The organism is Chitinivorax tropicus, from assembly GCF_014202905.1.
Taxonomy (GTDB): Bacteria; Pseudomonadota; Gammaproteobacteria; order Burkholderiales; family SCOH01; genus Chitinivorax; species Chitinivorax tropicus.
The window spans coordinates 191,378-208,258 of the sequence record NZ_JACHHY010000001.1 but is presented as its reverse complement, the minus strand read 5'-3'; the positions used below and the strand labels follow the sequence as shown (position 1 = coordinate 208,258).

The 16,881-nt window shown below is 58.0% G+C and carries 12 protein-coding genes; 4 read left to right on the top strand and 8 right to left on the bottom strand.

The genetic code is table 11. The features are described 5' to 3' along the window. Positions 1-2 precede the first annotated feature (2 nt). Both HNQ59_RS00745 and HNQ59_RS00740 read right to left on the bottom strand, forming a co-directional pair. Positions 3-935: an ABC transporter substrate-binding protein gene (locus HNQ59_RS00745; RefSeq protein ID WP_184033808.1), complete on the bottom strand. Its 933-nt coding sequence runs from the start codon at positions 933-935 to the stop codon at positions 3-5. Beyond that, the gene (locus HNQ59_RS00740) at positions 935-2,854 is read right to left on the bottom strand and encodes a TonB-dependent receptor plug domain-containing protein (protein WP_184033805.1); all 1,920 of its coding nucleotides are present in this window, start codon (positions 2,852-2,854) and stop codon (positions 935-937) included. The genes HNQ59_RS00745 and HNQ59_RS00740 overlap by 1 nt, the downstream gene beginning before the upstream one ends. 351 nt (positions 2,855-3,205) lie before the next feature. Here HNQ59_RS00740 and HNQ59_RS00735 point away from each other — a divergent pair, with 351 nt between their 5' ends. Beyond that, entirely contained in the window at positions 3,206-4,000 is a 795-nt protein-coding gene (locus tag HNQ59_RS00735) for a substrate-binding periplasmic protein (RefSeq protein WP_184033802.1), read from the top strand. A gap of 52 nt (positions 4,001-4,052) precedes the next feature. Here HNQ59_RS00735 and HNQ59_RS00730 read toward each other — a convergent pair whose 3' ends face one another. From HNQ59_RS00730 to HNQ59_RS00705, 6 genes are all read right to left on the bottom strand, one after another. Next, positions 4,053-4,814 carry a substrate-binding periplasmic protein gene (locus HNQ59_RS00730; RefSeq protein ID WP_184033798.1) on the bottom strand — a complete coding sequence of 254 codons (762 nt, stop codon included), beginning with the start codon at positions 4,812-4,814 and terminating at the stop codon, positions 4,053-4,055. 394 nt (positions 4,815-5,208) lie between these two features. After that, a complete protein-coding gene (locus HNQ59_RS00725; protein ID WP_184034125.1) occupies positions 5,209-6,273 on the bottom strand; it encodes a bifunctional nicotinamide-nucleotide adenylyltransferase/Nudix hydroxylase in 1,065 nt (354 codons plus the stop codon). 63 nt (positions 6,274-6,336) lie between these two features. After that, the gene (gene nadA, locus HNQ59_RS00720) at positions 6,337-7,257 is read right to left on the bottom strand and encodes a quinolinate synthase NadA (RefSeq protein ID WP_184033795.1); all 921 of its coding nucleotides are present in this window, start codon (positions 7,255-7,257) and stop codon (positions 6,337-6,339) included. A 249-nt stretch (positions 7,258-7,506) separates the two neighbouring features. After that, positions 7,507-8,328 carry a 2,3,4,5-tetrahydropyridine-2,6-dicarboxylate N-succinyltransferase gene (gene dapD / locus HNQ59_RS00715; RefSeq protein WP_184033792.1) on the bottom strand — a complete coding sequence of 274 codons (822 nt, stop codon included), beginning with the start codon at positions 8,326-8,328 and terminating at the stop codon, positions 7,507-7,509. 393 nt (positions 8,329-8,721) lie between these two features. Beyond that, positions 8,722-9,315: a PilZ domain-containing protein gene (locus HNQ59_RS00710; RefSeq protein WP_184033789.1), complete on the bottom strand. Its 594-nt coding sequence runs from the start codon at positions 9,313-9,315 to the stop codon at positions 8,722-8,724. Next, positions 9,312-9,608 (bottom strand): hypothetical protein, encoded by a 297-nt coding sequence (locus HNQ59_RS00705; protein WP_184033786.1) that lies wholly within the window; start codon positions 9,606-9,608, stop codon positions 9,312-9,314. The genes HNQ59_RS00710 and HNQ59_RS00705 overlap by 4 nt, the downstream gene beginning before the upstream one ends. Before the next feature lie 260 nt (positions 9,609-9,868). Between HNQ59_RS00705 and smc the strand changes: the two genes are divergently transcribed. The 3 genes from smc to ligA all read left to right on the top strand — a co-directional run bounded on the left by smc (position 9,869) and on the right by ligA (position 16,828). Then, on the top strand, positions 9,869-13,387 hold the full coding sequence (smc, locus tag HNQ59_RS00700) for a chromosome segregation protein SMC (protein ID WP_184033783.1): 3,519 nt from the start codon (positions 9,869-9,871) through the stop codon (positions 13,385-13,387). Positions 13,388-13,652: 265 nt separating this feature from the next. After that, positions 13,653-14,759, top strand: coding sequence for a cell division protein ZipA (locus tag HNQ59_RS00695; protein WP_184033780.1), 1,107 nt, complete (start codon positions 13,653-13,655; stop codon positions 14,757-14,759). Continuing rightward, positions 14,756-16,828 carry an NAD-dependent DNA ligase LigA gene (ligA, locus tag HNQ59_RS00690; protein WP_184033777.1) on the top strand — a complete coding sequence of 691 codons (2,073 nt, stop codon included), beginning with the start codon at positions 14,756-14,758 and terminating at the stop codon, positions 16,826-16,828. The genes HNQ59_RS00695 and ligA overlap by 4 nt, the downstream gene beginning before the upstream one ends. Positions 16,829-16,881 lie beyond the last annotated feature (53 nt).

Here is a 16,881-nt window from a genome sequence, read left to right as displayed (position 1 = left end):
TGTCAGTTTTCCCCTAGTTCCTGATGTAGCCGCTCCAACAAGATGGGGGCAGGCTTGATTTCCATGCCCAATGCGCGGGCAACCCGGTCATTGACGCTGATGGTGTAGTGTTGCGGATACTGCGGGGCGGGCAGCACAGCCCGGCCAGACAAGACCTTGCTGGCGATTTCTGCTGCTTGCTGTCCTATCTGGCTGGGTGTCGAGTATACGGAACATAGTGCGCCAGCCCGGGTGAATGTACTGGAGAAACCAATGATTGGCACGCGCTGGCGATAAGCGGTCAGGATGACCAGCTCCGCCGTGTGTGGGGTATAGACCTTGTTGTCTGGGATGGCAAGCAGGGCCTGGGTGCCTGGCAAAACACGCTGCATGGTCGGGACAATATCCCGTTCGCTTTCGATGAGCTCAACCACGAGCGCGGGGGGATTTTTCAAAGCGCTGGCCAAAGGTTTTCGCGGTGGCGCAGGGTCCATGCTGCTCAGAATGGCGACACGCTCCAGATTGGGGACGACCAACCTGGCCAGCCCGAGAAAGCGGTCAAGAGGCTGGTCGAGATAGATGGCACTGCGATTGCGTAGGTCTGTAGCGGGTTTGCTGCTGAGCAGCTTTTCATAGGTCAGCCTGGGAACCAGAACAGCCAGGTGTGGTACACGTTGATTGGACTGAATGGCCTGCTCTGTCGCGCTGACGCCCAAGGTAAGCAATAACCTGGGTGGCTGTTTACTCAATGAATCGCTGAGTTGCTGCTGTGATTGAACGCTGATTTCCAGTTGATCAACCCGTCCAGCCAGCTGGGTGCTGAAGGTCTGGATCAATTCTTGATAGGGCGGGCTGTCCTCACTGCTGACAATCAACACATCGGGCGTGGCCAGTGCCCAGCCCGATGCCGTCAACCAGGCCAGCAATACGGTCGGAAGAAGCAAGGTTGGCCGCATCAGTAGTCCACGCTGAGGGTCAGGGCAGTGGTACGGTTTGCAAAATTCTCCTTGTAGAAGTCCATATAGTGGCTGTTGGTCAGATTCTGCACGGACAGCATGAGTTTGCCGTCCAGCCTGCCAAGACGCATGCTGTAGCCTAGACTGGCGTCCCAACGATGTAGGTCACCCACCCGGTCACCATCCCACATCCATACCATTTTGCCTACCCGGAAATAAGTCAGGTTGCCACTCCAACGGCCTTGGCGAAGGCTGGCCGAGCCGGTAAACGTGTAATGGGGAACCGACTCCACCAATTCATCGGGCGTGGAGTCGGAGCGCGCACGGGTTGAGGCTCGCGTATAGCCTATCCGTAGATCCGCCCATTGCCACGGCGACCAGCCTAGCTGGATGTCGCTCCCTCGAAGACGAATCCCCACCTCGTTGCGGAAATAAAGGGGTGCTGACCGGGCGCCCCGCTTGGTCAGGTTGACCAAGTGATCGATACGATCGTCAAACAACCGGATGTCCAGATTCAGTCGCTGATCCGGCCAATGCCAGAGATAGCCGATGTCGCGGCTGCGGATCTTTTCCGCTTGCAAGGTGCCATCTGCCAAGATGAACCGGATGCGTCGCTGGTTGACATCGATCCCGAAATCTCCCCGTTGTTCGAACAAGGCAGGATTACGGGTGGCGTGGGATTCACTGACCCGAAAGGTGTGCCTGGCCCATGGTTGGTAGTTGATTGCCACACGGGGGGCGGTGCTCCTGCCGGCCAGTCTATCTCGCTCCATCATCAGCCCGGTGTGAACCGACCATAGTGCATTGGGCTGCCAGGTGGCATCGGCAAAAAGGCGTTGCAATTGATTGCTTACACGGCTACTCGGCCCGGAGATATAACCCGTGGCACGTACCCGCTCATGGCGCAGGCTGCCGCCCCAGGCAAGGCGCAGACTGGGATGAGGCGACACACTGTGCTGGATTTCAAGCTCAGTGCGGGTTTCCTCGTCAAGATTGGTCGCGATCAGATAGGGTTGGGGAGGCAGGGCATCCAACGCAAGTGGTACCGTGGTGGTTTCCTGCCTATCGTACCGGCTTTGGCTGTACAGCTGGATGCTCAGCTCACTGCCATCAGCAAAAGGGTGCAGCCACCGGAGCTGTCCAAATTGGCTTTGATGATACCCATGGTGTGGCGTGTTGATCACTTCGCCTTCCTGGCCGGCCTCTCGATGCCCTTGTGCGACGCCCATGTTGAGGCTGACCGAATCGAGCTCGCCCACCCGGATATCCGCCCGGCCCGAGAAATAATGATACTGGCGACTGTCTCGGATTCGTGCAAAACCATGATCAACATTGCGCTCTGCGGTGAATCGATACAATGCCTCCCCCGCCTGTCCACCAAAGCGGAAACGCTGGCGTTGGTATTGACCAGCGGTCGTGCTGGCTGACCAGCCCAGCGTTTCTGCTGTATGGCGTGTCAGAATGCTGATGACGCCCAGAAAAGCATTGGCACCATAGGTGGCAGCACCCGGCCCGCGCACGACTTCAATTCGATCGATGTCTTGAATGCTGATGGGCAGATCGACCCAGTCCACTCCACCCAGCATGGGGGAATACACAGGCCGACCGTCGATCAAGACCTGCATACGGCGGGCATGCTGATCACCCAGCCCGTGGTAACTGGCCGCGATCTGATTGCCATCCAGGCTACCCACAACCATGCCTGGTACCAGGCGCAGCACATCTGGTAGATTGCGTGTTCCCAGGCTCTCCAGTTGTTCGCGATCAATGACCGTGATGGCAGCAGGTGTTCGCTCCAAAGGCTGTGCCAGGCGGGATGCGGACAGAATAGGTGGCAGGTCGAACAGGAAATCCTGTTCAGATAGATTGGCATTATCCTTTGCCAACGCGGAGCTGGTGGCATAGACCAACCCCAGCATGGGTAAAAGCAGAAGCCGGCAGGGGGGTGAATGGGTGGGAGGTCGCATTTTGCCAGTCAATTGTACGCATTCGGACATGGCATGATTCTAGGTTCTGTTGGCATGAATTCATAGCCCACGCCGAGCCGATTGACGATGAAGTCATATCCACCAGCGGTTGCTCTGGCCCCCAAGCACTGCCGTGAGACACAATACTTAGCGGGTGCTGATGTCATGCCAACAGCACTGCGCATCACCACCGGGTTCTGACTATGTGACAGCCAGGGTTGAGATATTTGATCGTGGTAATGTTGATGCGGTGCCGATGCACTATAAATAAAGCTGGCGGATGGCAGAGATCAAGAGAGCGTGATGTGGCAATTTCACAGTAAAGCGTGGGCGGTGGCGGGTTTGATGTGGTCAGTTGGTGTGTCAGCGATGGAGCCTATCAATCTGGTCTATGTTGACGTGGACTCCACCCCTTTTCTGGTGGGCAAGGGGGATATGATTGCCACACCACCTGGGCTGGCGGTCGAGTTGGTCAGAGATGCCATCACCCAGGCAGGCTACCAGGTGCAGATACGACGTCTCCCCCAATTGCGGATGCTGAAAATGCTCGAAGAGGGCAAGATCGATGGCGCATTCATCTTTTCCTATACGCAGGATCGCGCCAAGAAATTTGCCTATCCGATGAAAGATGGCCAGCCGGATGGGCGGTATCGCGTGACGCATATCAGCTATCGTCTGTATCGCCTCAAGGACAGCAAGGTGATGTGGGATGGCAATCAATTCTCCAATCTGACATTGCCCGTTGGCGTCAATACTGGCTGGACCATGGCAGCTCAATTGCGGGAGAAAAACATCGCGGTGGATGAAGGTGGGCGGGGTTACCCGGAAAATTTCAGCAAGCTCAAGCTGAAACGATTGGATGCCTACGCAGCCTTGGAGCTATCGGCTGACAGCTACCTGAAGAAAATGGGCCAGACGGAGCTATTTGAAAAAGTGGGGCCGCCATTGCAATCAAAAGACTATTTTCTGTTGTTCAGCCAGCAGTTTGCCGCAGCCCAGCCTGAGGCGGCCCAGAAAATCTGGCAATCAGTGGCGGATATGCGGGAAAAGCAGGAAAGCCAGCTGTATAGCAAATATGAAAACGTGGAGCCTCAATGAGGCAGATGAGGTTCGGTCAGTAGGCTTCGTCATAGGCCAGGAAAACCGGCCATTACTTACTGGGGCTGATCTCCTGAGATCTTGGGAAATATTTTTGATATTTGCCACTTTCTTTCAATCTATCCAATTTGTAGTTGAACAGGTTGATCAAATCCTGATTACGCTTGATCTTTTTTGAGAGCAGCAGAAAACTGTCTTTTTCCATCAGTGGCTTGGCATGATAAGTGATGCGGCTGACCTCCTCTGGGCTGAAATTGGTCTGTAGCACATTGATGGAAACCTGCAATTCCTGAGGGTAGATCTGGATGCGGCCAGCCAGCAGCTTTCTGAAGTTCTGGACGTCTGTATTGGTCCTGTCTACATGGATCTTCCCGCTTTTCTCGGCTTTGTCGAATTCGTCCCCATAAGAGAAATTGAGGATGCCACCGATCTTCAGCCCTTGTAGATCCTGGATGCTTTCCCAGGAAAACGGCAATTCTCTCATGTGGAAAAGGACATGCCTTTCCCGAATGACTGGATTGGAGTAATAAAAATCCGCCAGGCGTTCGTCATTTTTCAACCAGACCGCAGTGCCATCGAAATTGCCTGCTTTGGCCTCTTTGAAGGCGCGGGGCCAGGGCAGGAAGCGATACTCAACCTGATAACCAAGCTCAGCGAAAATATCAGTGATGATCTGCGCTGCCACACCATGCCCTGGCATGTTTTCAGACAGATAGGGCGGCCACTCGCCCGCAGCGATCCGGACAATGTCCTTACCATATGACGCCTGCCCGAAGTTCGCGATGAGCAGGCAGATGGTTGCAATGAATGACATGACATTCGGCATAGTGTGTCCGTTGGGTGCTTTGCCCACCTTGATCGTTTGTAAGGTTGCTCGGTTTTGACATCGATGGTCAGGGTGCCTCAATTTATCCTAGGTTCTGTTGGCCTGATTTCAACCACCTCGTTACAGGCAGTGCTGTTCTGTTCCGCAAGGCTGGCGGTTCCACCGTGGGAATCATGCCGCCGGGTATGATCCAGCCGTGCCGTAGTGATCAGCGGCAGACAGATCGTCGCCCCTGTGAGCCCGGGTGGCGGGTGGATTACATTAGCGTGCAGTGTGGCAAGGCGGGGCTGACCCATTCATCTGCAAGCCGAGGGCGACGTGAGTCAGTCCTGGCTTGAGGAAATAGGTTTCAAGGCTTGCATCGAGGCAGTGTCAACAGAATCTAGATCTGCCCCAGAAACCAGTTCACGATATAGAAGTGATCGTCGAACAGCTGGTCTTCCATCCTGCTGAATTCAAACAGGGGCACCCATTTGGCTTTGTCAGCGTCGTCTGACCCTTTGACTTTGGGCAGCCCATCCTGCGTAGGTGGCAGCTCGATCAGAAAGGCATGGGTGATGGTGCGGCCCCGCAGGCTGCGTTTAGGGTGGTCGAAGACACGAGAGGCTCGGATCGACCCTGCCAGCACCGGGGCAGGCACCTTCAGTTTGGTTTCCTCGCGTAGCTCGCGGATGGCTGCATCCCGGATGCGCTCCTGCTGATCGACGAAGCCCCCGGGCAATGCCCATAGCCCTTTGCCGGGCTGTGTCCGACGCCGCACCAGCAGGATATGGCCCGAGTACACCACCATGGTATCCACGGTGACAAAGGTGGGTGGGTAGGGCGCACGTGCCCAGCTGCGCTTGTAGTCCTGGATATAGGCATACTCCGTGACCAGATTCCGGTATTGCTCGGTCTGGCGGAATTGCTGCAGGTAGGCATCCACTGGTGGTGGCAACCGCTCTGCATCATAGGCGGCCTGGCAGGCAAGCGCCGGGTCAAAATAGTGGTGGCGGATGTCAGCCGAGGCAACGCCAGGTAACTCAGCAGTGTGCACTTGATGCCACTGTGGAAAGAATTCGAGATAGTAGTTGTCCTGACCTTGGCTGCTGCTGATCATGCCAATGCGGTATTCGGCTGGCCGCGAGGACAGGTTGGCGGTGTCCACGGCAATGACCTTGTCAACTGCGCTCTGCACCTCACCCACCCATTGCTGGTCGTTGTACATCCGATCGGAAATGCCAACGACAAACACGCGTTGCTGATCTGCCGGTGCAAGGCAGGCTCGAATGAGTTGTTCGCGCTCCTGAAATGTCCACGGATTCTCGAAGGTGCGGGCCCCCCGCGCCGAGCCGACAATGATGATGACCTTGGCGGCTTCACGTAAAGCATGGCGAACCGTTTGCAGATGGCCGAGGTGAAAGGGCTGGAAACGGCCAACAAAAATCAGATAGTCGAATAGGGCCATGCCAGTCAGGTCTGAAGATGCGTAGGTTGGAAACAAGGAAGCGACCCGTAGGTCGCTTCCGGATCAAGCGTAGTAGCGCTTGGAGAATTCCAGCATGCGTTCAATGGGCAGTCTGGCCGCATCCATCTGCGCTTCGGTCAGATAATCGATACGGATACCCTCACCCTGTTGTGCGCGTTTGACAGCCTCGATGGTGTTCAATTTCATGTACGGGCAGGAGTTGCACTGACAACCAGCATAGATGGGGGCCTGGCGGATGTCCAGCTCGGGCCGCGCCTGTTTCATGTTGTAGAGGATACCGTCCTCAGTTGCGACAAAAATCACGGAATCGGGTGCCTGGGCAAATTGTCTGACCCAGTTCAGCATGCCAGAGGTCGAGCCGACATAATCCGCCCGTTTCAACACCGGCAGGGGGCTTTCCGGATGGGCGATCAGGAAGGCAGACTTGTCTGCCACCTCAGCCAGCCCGGCATTCAACGCATCTTCATTGAATTTGTCATGCACCTCGCAGACCGCTGACCACAGTGGCATGTCGTAACCATACTGGAAATTCAGATAGGCGCCCATATTGCGATCAGGAGAGAAGATCACCTTCTTGCCCTGCGCGTATAGGTCGGCAATCAGGTCATCGACATTACGGCTGGTACAGATCCAATCCGCCACCGCTTTGTGCTCGGCGGAGGAATTGATATAGGCCACATGCACATGATCCGGGTGCTGCTTGCGCCAAGCGGTGAGGGCGGCAACATCGGTCTGGGTGACCAGCGAACAGGTCGAGCCCCGATCAGGCAGGATCACTTCAGCATGGGGGTTGAGTATCTTGGCAGTCTCAGCCATGAAGCGCACCCCGGCGAACACGATGGTGTCTGCGTGTGAATCGCGGGCAAACAGCGACAGCTCCAGGCTGTCACCGACCTTGTCGGCCATCTGTTGAATTTCGGGTGTGCAATAGTAATGGGCGAGCGTGACCACTTTCTTGGCCATAGGAAATCCTCCTATTTCAAATGCTTGCGATCTGCCTCGCAAGCGGGGTGATGCGATCATGTATAGACTTTGGCCACGGAATCCCCGTGTCTGGTCTGCCAAAGCGGTATAACGCTATCAGATTTGACCGTGAATCACCAGCGCGGTTTCATCTGCTTGATTCCATTGGGGAGATCTGGTTCGATGGCCCGTTCTGGTGTGATCAGGCAAAAAGCCGCTGGCGCGGCTTTCTTTCAGGTGGCTGCAGACTCAGATACCGCGCAGCAACTCATTGATGGCGACCTTGCCACGGGTCTTGGCGTCAACTTTTTTGACGATCACCGCGCAGTAGAGGCTGTACTTGCCGTCCGCAGACGGCAGATTACCCGAGACAACGACTGAGCCCGCCGGGATACGGCCATAGCTGATCTCACCGGTTTCACGGTCGTAGATGCGGGTGGATTGGCCAATGTAGACGCCCATCGATATCACCGAGCCTTCTTCGACGATCACGCCCTCGACGATTTCAGAACGTGCGCCGATGAAGCAATTGTCCTCAATGATGGTTGGATTGGCCTGCAGCGGCTCCAATACCCCACCGATGCCGACACCGCCGGACAGGTGCACGTTCTTGCCGATCTGCGCGCATGATCCCACCGTCGCCCAGGTATCGACCATGGTGCCTTCATCGACAAATGCGCCGATATTGACATAGGACGGCATCAACACCACGTTTTTGCCGATGAAGCTGCCACGGCGGGCGATGGCATTGGGAACCACGCGAAAGCCGCCTGCTTTGAAGTCGGCTTCGGCGTAATCAGCGAATTTGCTTGGCACTTTATCGAAAAACTGGGTGCAACCGCCGTCCATCGGGACATTGTCGTTCGCACGGAAAGACAGCAGCACTGCTTTTTTGACCCACTCGTGGGTGACCCACTGGCCATCGATTTTCTCCGCCACCCGCAGGCTGCCACTGTCCAACTCGCTGATCACTTGGTTGATGGCAGCTTTCAGCTCAGGTTGGATGGTCGCAGGGCTGATGTCTGCGCGGCGCTCAAAGGCTTCTTCAATCAGTGGCTGGATTGGGTGCATGCGGTTCCCCGTATTGGTAGTCAAATGAATACTGATCATGGATTTCAAACCTTCTTGATGATGCAACAACCTATCTGCGAAAAGCAGCCTGGGTTGGTGTTGGCGTGGTTGACAGTGTGTGTGTCTGGCATGGGCGGTATACCGCCGAGCCATGGGCTTGCCTTTGAATCGGGTCAATCACGCTGTTGTCGGCCCTGGGGGCGCTGGCTGATCGAAAGCGGGCGCAACCCGTTGCCACGTTACCTGGGTATCCGGTGAACGGTAGCATGTGCGTCGTTGAGATGGGTCGGCGTTGGCTGGATGGGTCCCGGGTCAGGAACCGATCACCGTTCAGATGCTGATTATATCCAGCATGGTGCCATTACCCAATACTTGCTTGAGGTGGGCGGCGGACTACAGGGCGGTGCCGGGCTGGGTGGACTTCCGATGGGCTTGGATCTGCCGGCGGTGGTAGCGGAATATCGTGCGCGCCAACCAATCGGCCACCGGGTCGGATAGGTGCTGGAACTCGGCATCGATGCGCCAGGTGTTGTCATTGGCCGGGTTGCAGGCGGCGATTCGCACCGGCAGCCTGAGCGGCTCGGGGATCTGCGCGGACAGATACAGCATCAACAGTTGTTCGTCGTCGATTGACTGAGGTGGCTGGCCCTGCCAGACCAGTCGGTCGGTATACAGCGTCACGGGTTGGGCTGCGGGCTGTGGGCACTGCGCCGCCATGAATCGAGCCAGAAGATGCAGGGTCAAATTCAGCTTGGCCTCGATCCGGTCGCTCTGTCGCGTCGCGTCGAATTCGTGCGCCAGCTCGCCACCGCCTGCATCCAGTGCCGCCAAGCCGACCAGCAAAGCCTGGTTGGCCTGCATCCATTGCTCGATCTGTGTCTCCCAGCTAGCGGGCAGCGGGGCGAGCGCCAACCCTAGGGATAGATCGAGCCCGATCGATGCGGGCCGTTGGCCGCCATGCAGGGTGTCTTGTGATGGAGCGATCACTTTTTAGCGGCGGCGGGTTTGCTTTTCTTCTCCGGTGCAGGGGGCGGCAGCGGAGGTGGGGGCGGTGCGGGGGGCTCCGTCTGCTCGGTGGCTGTGGTAGCAGGTTGCTCCTTGCTTGCATCGGCCAGGTTGGTTGCTTCTTCGGTCTGAGGGCGATTTTTGCAGAATGCCGGGGGGTTATCGGTAAAGCAGAGCACACTGATGGTGCGCTGGCCAGCACAGCCTTCGCAGGCGAATGCCGATGCTGACAGCAGCACGCAAGCCGATGCGACGAGGTATTTGAATTTGAACATGGTGGCGCTCCAGAAGCGACAGTGAATTCAAGGGTAGAGTGGCTGCAGCCGCAGCCTGCCACGATCTGGCGATGGTAGCCAGCGCCGGATACTGCCTGTCATGATAACCTGATCGCATGAAAATCGCATAAAAATCCATGCGCGGTTGATGTGCTGTGCGGATGGGCAGCATGGGCGGGTGCTCAGCCCAGATCAATGGGCCAAATCAGTACAAACCGGTTAAAATCGGCGCCGAATCGTTCAGTCCTCTAGGTCACTCCTTGCGTCTCTCTCAAATCAAACTCGCGGGCTTCAAATCTTTTGTCGATCCTCAGCAGATCCCTGTTCCTGGGCAGCTGGTGGCGGTGGTGGGCCCCAATGGTTGCGGCAAATCCAACGTGATCGATGCTGTTCGTTGGGTGCTGGGCGAAAGCTCGGCCAAGCAATTGCGTGGCGAATCCATGCAGGATGTGATCTTCAATGGCTCGGATCACCGGAAGCCGGTCGGTCGTGCTTCGGTTGAGCTGGTGTTCGACAACAGCCTGGGGCGGGCTGCCGGGCAGTGGTCGCAATATGCCGAGATCTCCATCAAGCGCGTGCTGACCCGGCAGGGTGAGTCGAGCTATTTCATCAACAACATCCAGTGTCGCCGTCGTGACATCCAGGATCTGTTCCTGGGGACGGGTGTCGGCACCCGTGGTTATGCGGTGATCGAGCAGGGCATGATCTCGCGCATCATCGAGGCCCGCCCGGAAGAATTGCGCGTGTTTCTGGAGGAGGCGGCCGGGGTATCAAAATACAAAGAGCGCCGCAAGGAAACCGAAGCCAGGCTCAACGACACTCGGGACAATCTGACACGGGTCGATGACATCCGCCAGGAGCTGGAAAGCCAGCTGGAAAAGCTGGCGGTGCAGGCCGAGGTGGCCGAGAAGTATCAACAGCTGAAGCAGACGCTGGAGAACACCCAGAATCTGCTGGCCCTGCTCCGTAAGCTGGAGGCGCAGAAAGACCAGGAGAAACTGACGCGTGATATCGCCACGGCAGTCAACGATCTGGAAGCGGCCACCGCGCAATTGCGCGACACCGAAAGCCAGCTGGAGCAATTGCGCGAGACGCATTTCACGGCCAGTGACGAGCTGCATGCGGTACAAGGCCGGCTGTATGAAGCCAATGCCGAGGTGGCGAGGCTGGAGCAGCAGATCATCCACCTGAAAGACAGCCGTGGGCGTCTTGGCAACCAGATCAGCCAAGCCAAAGCCCAGCTGTCGCAATTGCAGCAGCAGGTGGGTACGACCGATGAGCTGCACTTGCATTGGCAAAGTGAAACCGAGGTGCTGGCAGAGCGTGTGGAATGGGCGCAGACCCATCTATTGGAAGCCAATGAAGCCATGCCTGCGTTGGAGAGCGCCTGGCGGACGGCTCAGCAATCCTTTGGCGAGATTCAACAGAAGCTGGCTCAGGTCAAGCAGGCCCGTGAGCTGGAAGCCGCCCACGGCAGCCATGCGCTGAAGACCATCCAGCAATTGGAGGCCCGCCGTGAGCGTCTGCGACAGGAGCAGGCGGCGCAACCCAGCGTGGATCAGGATGGCCTGACCGACATGGAGGAGGCCATTGCCGAGCTGGAAGCCCGGCGGCTGATGTTGGAGGATCAGCTGGCGGCATTGCAGGAGGACGCCCCGCGTCATGAGCAGACCAAGCGTGATGCGCAACATGCCTTGCAGCAGAGCCAACAGCACTTGACCAGGCTGGAGGCCCAACATGCCGCGCTGGCGCGACTGCAGCAACAGGCTGATCAGGATCAGCAACTGCAGACCTGGCTGGCACGGCACCAGTTGTTGGACGCGAATCGTTTCTGGCAAGGGCTGCAGGTTGAGGCAGGATGGGAGACAGCGCTGGAGGCAGTGCTGGTTGAGCGGCTGCAAGCCCTGCCGATGCCGGTGGCGGCCAACGCCCTGTTGGCGGATCGAGCGCCTGCTCGCTTGGCCTTGTTCAACGCACGAGCCGGAAGCGATCTTGCTCCGCCCAGCCTGCACGGGTGGCTGCCGCTGCAAAGCAAGGTGCAGGCGGCTGACCCCCGATGTGGTGCGGCCTTGGGGGATTGGTTGTCCCATGTCTGGTGCGCCGAATCGATCACTGATATCGAGGCTGCTCAGGCTGCATTGCCAGATGGTGGGTGGGTGGTGCTACGCGATGGGCTGATGATCAGCCGCACCAGTGCTCGCTTCCATGCCGAGCAGGATGTGCAATCTGGCATGCTGGCGAGGCAGCGAGAGCTGACGCAGCTGGCGCAGGCCATTGAGGCGCAGGCCGTCGTGTTGGAATCGGCCCAGCAGACCGCCCAGCACTCAGAACAAACCCATGCCTCGATTTTCGCGGAGCTGCAGCGTAAACGCGGCGAATCGGATCAGCTGGGCCGGCAGCTGCATCAACAGCAGATGGAGTTGTTACGCCAGCAGCAATCTGTTGAGCGGGTGATGCAGCGTCGGCAGCAAATCGCGCATGAGCTGGCGGAGATCACTGAAGCCATCGCGCTGGAAAACGAGGCCCGGGGCGAAGCCGCCTATAAGCAGACCGAGCTGGACGAACAGTTGGCACATCTGGATGAGGCGATGGCCTCGGTCAGCACACATCGCACCCAGACGGACACCGCATTGGAAGCGGCGCGGAACCGGCTACGCGACGCAGAGCGTGAAGCGCGGGAGGCTGAGTTCCAGCTCAAGACTGCGCAAAACAAGATCATCGAGCTGGAAGGCTTGAAGCGTACCCACGGTGAGCAACAGGATACCTTGCTTGAGCGCATCGAGTCATTGCAGCTGGAGCTGGATGGATTCGACCCGACTTTGCTGGATGAATCGATCCAGGCGGCGTTGAACAAACGTGGGGAGCGCGAGGTGGAGCTGGCCAAGGCACGGGATGCGGTCGGCCATGCCACTAACAAGCTGCGTGAGCTGGAGTCCGATAAGATGCGTATCGAGCACGGCCAGGAGCCCCTGCGGGAGCGTATCAATGAGCTACGCTTGAAGGAACAGGAGGCGCGCCTGGCTGTCGAACGCTTTACACAGGAATTGCAAGAGGCCGGTGCGGATGAGGCCGCGTTGCTGCCCATGTTGCCTGCCCATGGCAAAGTCTCGACTTTTGTCGGGCAGATCGGCTCATTGACCCAACAACTGAATGCATTGGGTGCAGTCAACCTGGCCGCGATGCAGGAGCTGGAGGAGTCGCGTACCCGGAAAGCCTTTCTGGACGCACAGGCGGCGGATCTCACCGAAGCGATGGACACCCTTGAAGGCGCTATCCGTAAGATCGACAAGGAATCGAGTGATTTGCTGCAGGCGACCTTCGACAAGGTGAATGCATCGATGATGGAGCTGTTCCCCTTGCTGTTCGGCGGGGGGCAGGCGCGGCTGGTGATGACCGGCGAAACCATTCTGGATGCTGGCGTGCAGGTGATCGCCCAGCCGCCGGGCAAAAAGAACAGCACGATCCACCTGCTGTCGGGCGGTGAAAAAGCGCTGACCGCATTGAGCCTGGTGTTTGCACTGTTTCAGCTCAATCCGGCCCCGTTCTGCTTGTTGGATGAGGTGGATGCGCCGCTGGATGATGCCAACACCAGCCGGTTCTGCGATATGGTGAAACGGATGTCGGCCAATACCCAGTTTCTTTACATCAGCCATAACAAGATTACGATGGAAATGGCGGATCAGCTGGTTGGCATCACCATGCAGGAAAAAGGGGTGTCGCGGGTGGTGGCGGTGGATATCGAAGCTGCTTTGTCGATGGCCGAGCCGCTTGCCAGCTGATGAAGATACATAGTTGCCCGACAGGCGGGCTTGGCGGGCCGGCCCTGGCCACTGGCCTGTATTGAAAAGCCTTTTTGGTGCAACGTGGGTGGATTGCCCATGCTTTGACTGTCAAGGCGAATGTAAGCCTTTACTAAAGTAGTTGTCGCTTTTCCGCTGAATGTCGGAAAATAAGAGTCCGTGTCATGTCATGTTGCCCTGAATCCAGCGCGACAGTGTGGCACGGGTGCCGAATTAAACCCGTAGTCGAGTCATCCAACCCCACATGAGCGATCTCAACCTAGCCTTGATCGTGGCCGCCGTCGGCATCATTGGCGGCGTCTGGGCATTGAACTGGTGGCAGGAGCGCAGCTTCCGCCGCAAAGCCGAACAAGCCTTTGAAAAACCAGCCGAGGACGTGCTGCTGGAACGTAAGCCGAAAACCGCCGCCCGAGCCGAGCCCGACACCCCGCGACTGGAGCCGAGCTTGGTCGATACCTCGCCAGCCGTTACACCGGTCACCTCTCCCAGCCCGCAGGCGGAAACGACCGCTGCGCTGTCTGTCTTGCCCAACACAGTGCTCGACAGCGGTATCGATTTCATTGCCGAACTGCATCTGACCGAGCCGGTCGCGGTGCGTAATCTGCAGGTGTCGATGGAAGATGCCGCCAATATCGGCAAGCCCGTGCGCTGGAGCGGGCTGGACGCCGAGGGTGAGCATTGGAGCATGATCCATCCTGGCGCCGCCGGCAGCTTCCGCCAATTGCGGGTGGGCTTGCAGCTGGCTGATCGCAAGGGCCCGGTCAGCGATGCACAATTGCTGGAGTTCGTGCGTATCATCCGACTGGTCGGTGAAGATATCGGCGCAGTGGTCGAGCTGCCGCAACGCACGCCAGCATTGATGGCCGCCACCGATCTCGATACATTCTGCGCAGATGTCGATGTGTTGATCGGCCTCAATATCGTCAGCCGGGATGGAACACCCTTCTCCGCGACCAAGATCCGGGCGCTGTGCGAGGCGGCGGGCATGCAGCTGGCGGATGATGGGCTGTTCCACCTGCGCAATGAGCATGGCCAGACGCTGTTCTCGTTGTGCAATCTGGGGCAGGAATCCTTCTCTTCCGCGACCATCCGTCAGATGAAAGTGAACGCTGTCACCCTGTTGTTTGATGTGCCGCGCGTGGTGGGTGGGGTGAGCGTATTCGATCGTGTGGCCAAGTTGGCCGACCATCTTGCGGAATCGTTGGATGGCGAGCTGGTGGATGACAATCGCCGCCCGCTCAATGAACAAGGACTGGGGGCCATCCGCCGCCAGCTGATCGAACTCTATCGTCGTATGGAGCAGCGTGGCATCCAGCCAGGCAGCCCAACCGCACTCCGACTCTTCGCATGATTCCAACTTCTGTTACTGAGCGCGCAGCCGAGCTGCGCGTTTTGCTTGAATACCATAATTATCGTTATTACGTACTGTATGATCCGGAAGTCCCAGACGCTGAATACGACGCCTTGTTTCGCGAGCTACAAGCTCTGGAGCAGGCTCATCCAGCGCTCTTGACGCCAGATTCGCCGACCCAGCGCGTGGGCGGGCGACCGTTGGATGAATTCAACTCCGTCGTTCATCGTACCCCGATGCTGTCGCTCAACAACGCTTTTGAGGCGGAAGATGTCGAGGCTTTTGACAGGCGGATTCGTGAGGCCGTGCATGCCGAACAGATCGCCTACGAAGTCGGGCCGAAGTTCGATGGCTTGGCGATCAGCCTGACCTATGAGCACGGGATATTGGTGCAGGCCGCCACCCGGGGGGATGGGCTGACAGGCGAAGATGTCACTGCCAACATTCGCACCATCCGCTGCATCCCATTGAAGCTGGCCACGGATCAACCGCCCGCCCTGGTGGAGATCCGTGGTGAGGTGTTGATGTTGAAGGCGGATTTCGAGCGGCTGAATCGTGATCAGGCTGCCAAAGGTGAGAAACTGTTCGCCAATCCGCGCAACGCGGCGGCAGGCAGCCTGCGGCAGCTCGATTCCCGCATCACGGCCAGTCGGCGCTTGAGCTTTTTTGCCTATAATCTGGGCGAGATGCAAGGCGGGCCGGACTTTACACGCCAGACCGAGTTGATGGATTGGCTGCAGTCGCTGCAGCTGCCGGTCTGTGAGTTGCGTCGACAAGTGATCGGGCCACAAGGGCTGCTGGATTACTACCAGGAGATCGGTACCAAGCGACCAGGCTTGCCTTTCGATATCGATGGGGTGGTGTATAAGGTCGATCAGCTAGATTTCCAGCAATCATTGGGCTTTGTGTCACGCGCTCCGCGCTTTGCCGTGGCGCATAAATACCCGGCGGAAGAGGCCATGACCACGGTGGAGGCGATCGATGTCCAGGTGGGGCGTACTGGCGCATTGACGCCGGTTGCCCGGCTGAAGCCGGTCTTTGTCGGTGGGGTAACAGTCACCAATGCCACATTGCATAACGAGGACGAGGTGCGCCGTAAGGATGTCCGGGTTGGTGACACTGTGGTGGTGCGCAGGGCTGGCGATGTCATTCCTGAGGTGGCACGGGTGATGGTCGAGCGCCGTCCCTGCCGCGAGGTGCCCGGTGCGGATTTATTCTCAGCTGAGCAGGTGCCGCTGCATCCACCCTTTGACATGCCCAAGTCCTGCCCGGTTTGCGGCTCGCATGTTGTGAAGGAGGAGGGCGAAGCCGTGTCACGCTGTAGTGGCGGGTTATTCTGCTCCGCGCAGCGCAAGCAGGCATTGATCCACTTCGCCCAGCGTCGGGCCATGGATATCGAGGGCCTGGGCGATAAACTGGTGGAGCAATTGGTGGATGTCGGCCTGGTGCATACACCTGCCGATTTATACAGGCTGGACAAGGCCAGTTTGGCCGGGTTGGATCGGATGGCCGAGAAATCGGCTGGCAATTTGCTGGCCGCCATCGAGAAAAGTCGCTTCACGACCTTGCCCCGTTTCATTTATGCTCTCGGCATTCGCAATGTCGGTGAGTCAACGGCCAGAGACTTGGCGAAACACTTTGGTCAGCTCGATGCGTTGAGGGCGGCTGAATACGAGATGCTGTTGCAGGTGCCGGATGTGGGCCCGATCGTTGCTCAGAGCATCCGGGACTTCTTTGGCGAGCCGCATAATGCCGAGGTGGTCGAACAGCTGCTCCAGGCTGAAGTGGCCTGGCCTGCCATCGAGCCCTCAGCGTTGGCCAGCAGCCCCTTTGCGGGCAAGACTTTTGTCTTGACCGGCACCCTGCCCACCCTGACGCGGGATCAAGCCAAGGCCATGATCGAGGCCGTAGGCGGGAAGGCTGCGGGCAGCGTATCGAAAAAGACCGACTATGTGGTGGCTGGCGCAGATGCCGGCAGTAAATTAGCCAAAGCGCAGGAGTTGGGTGTGCAAATTCTGGATGAGGCGGCATTTCAAGCTTTACTGGCAACAGTGCAGCAGCCTGCCTGACGCGGTGAAGCCCGGGAACGTGGTCACTGCACCGAATTGGTAGCCACCTGTTG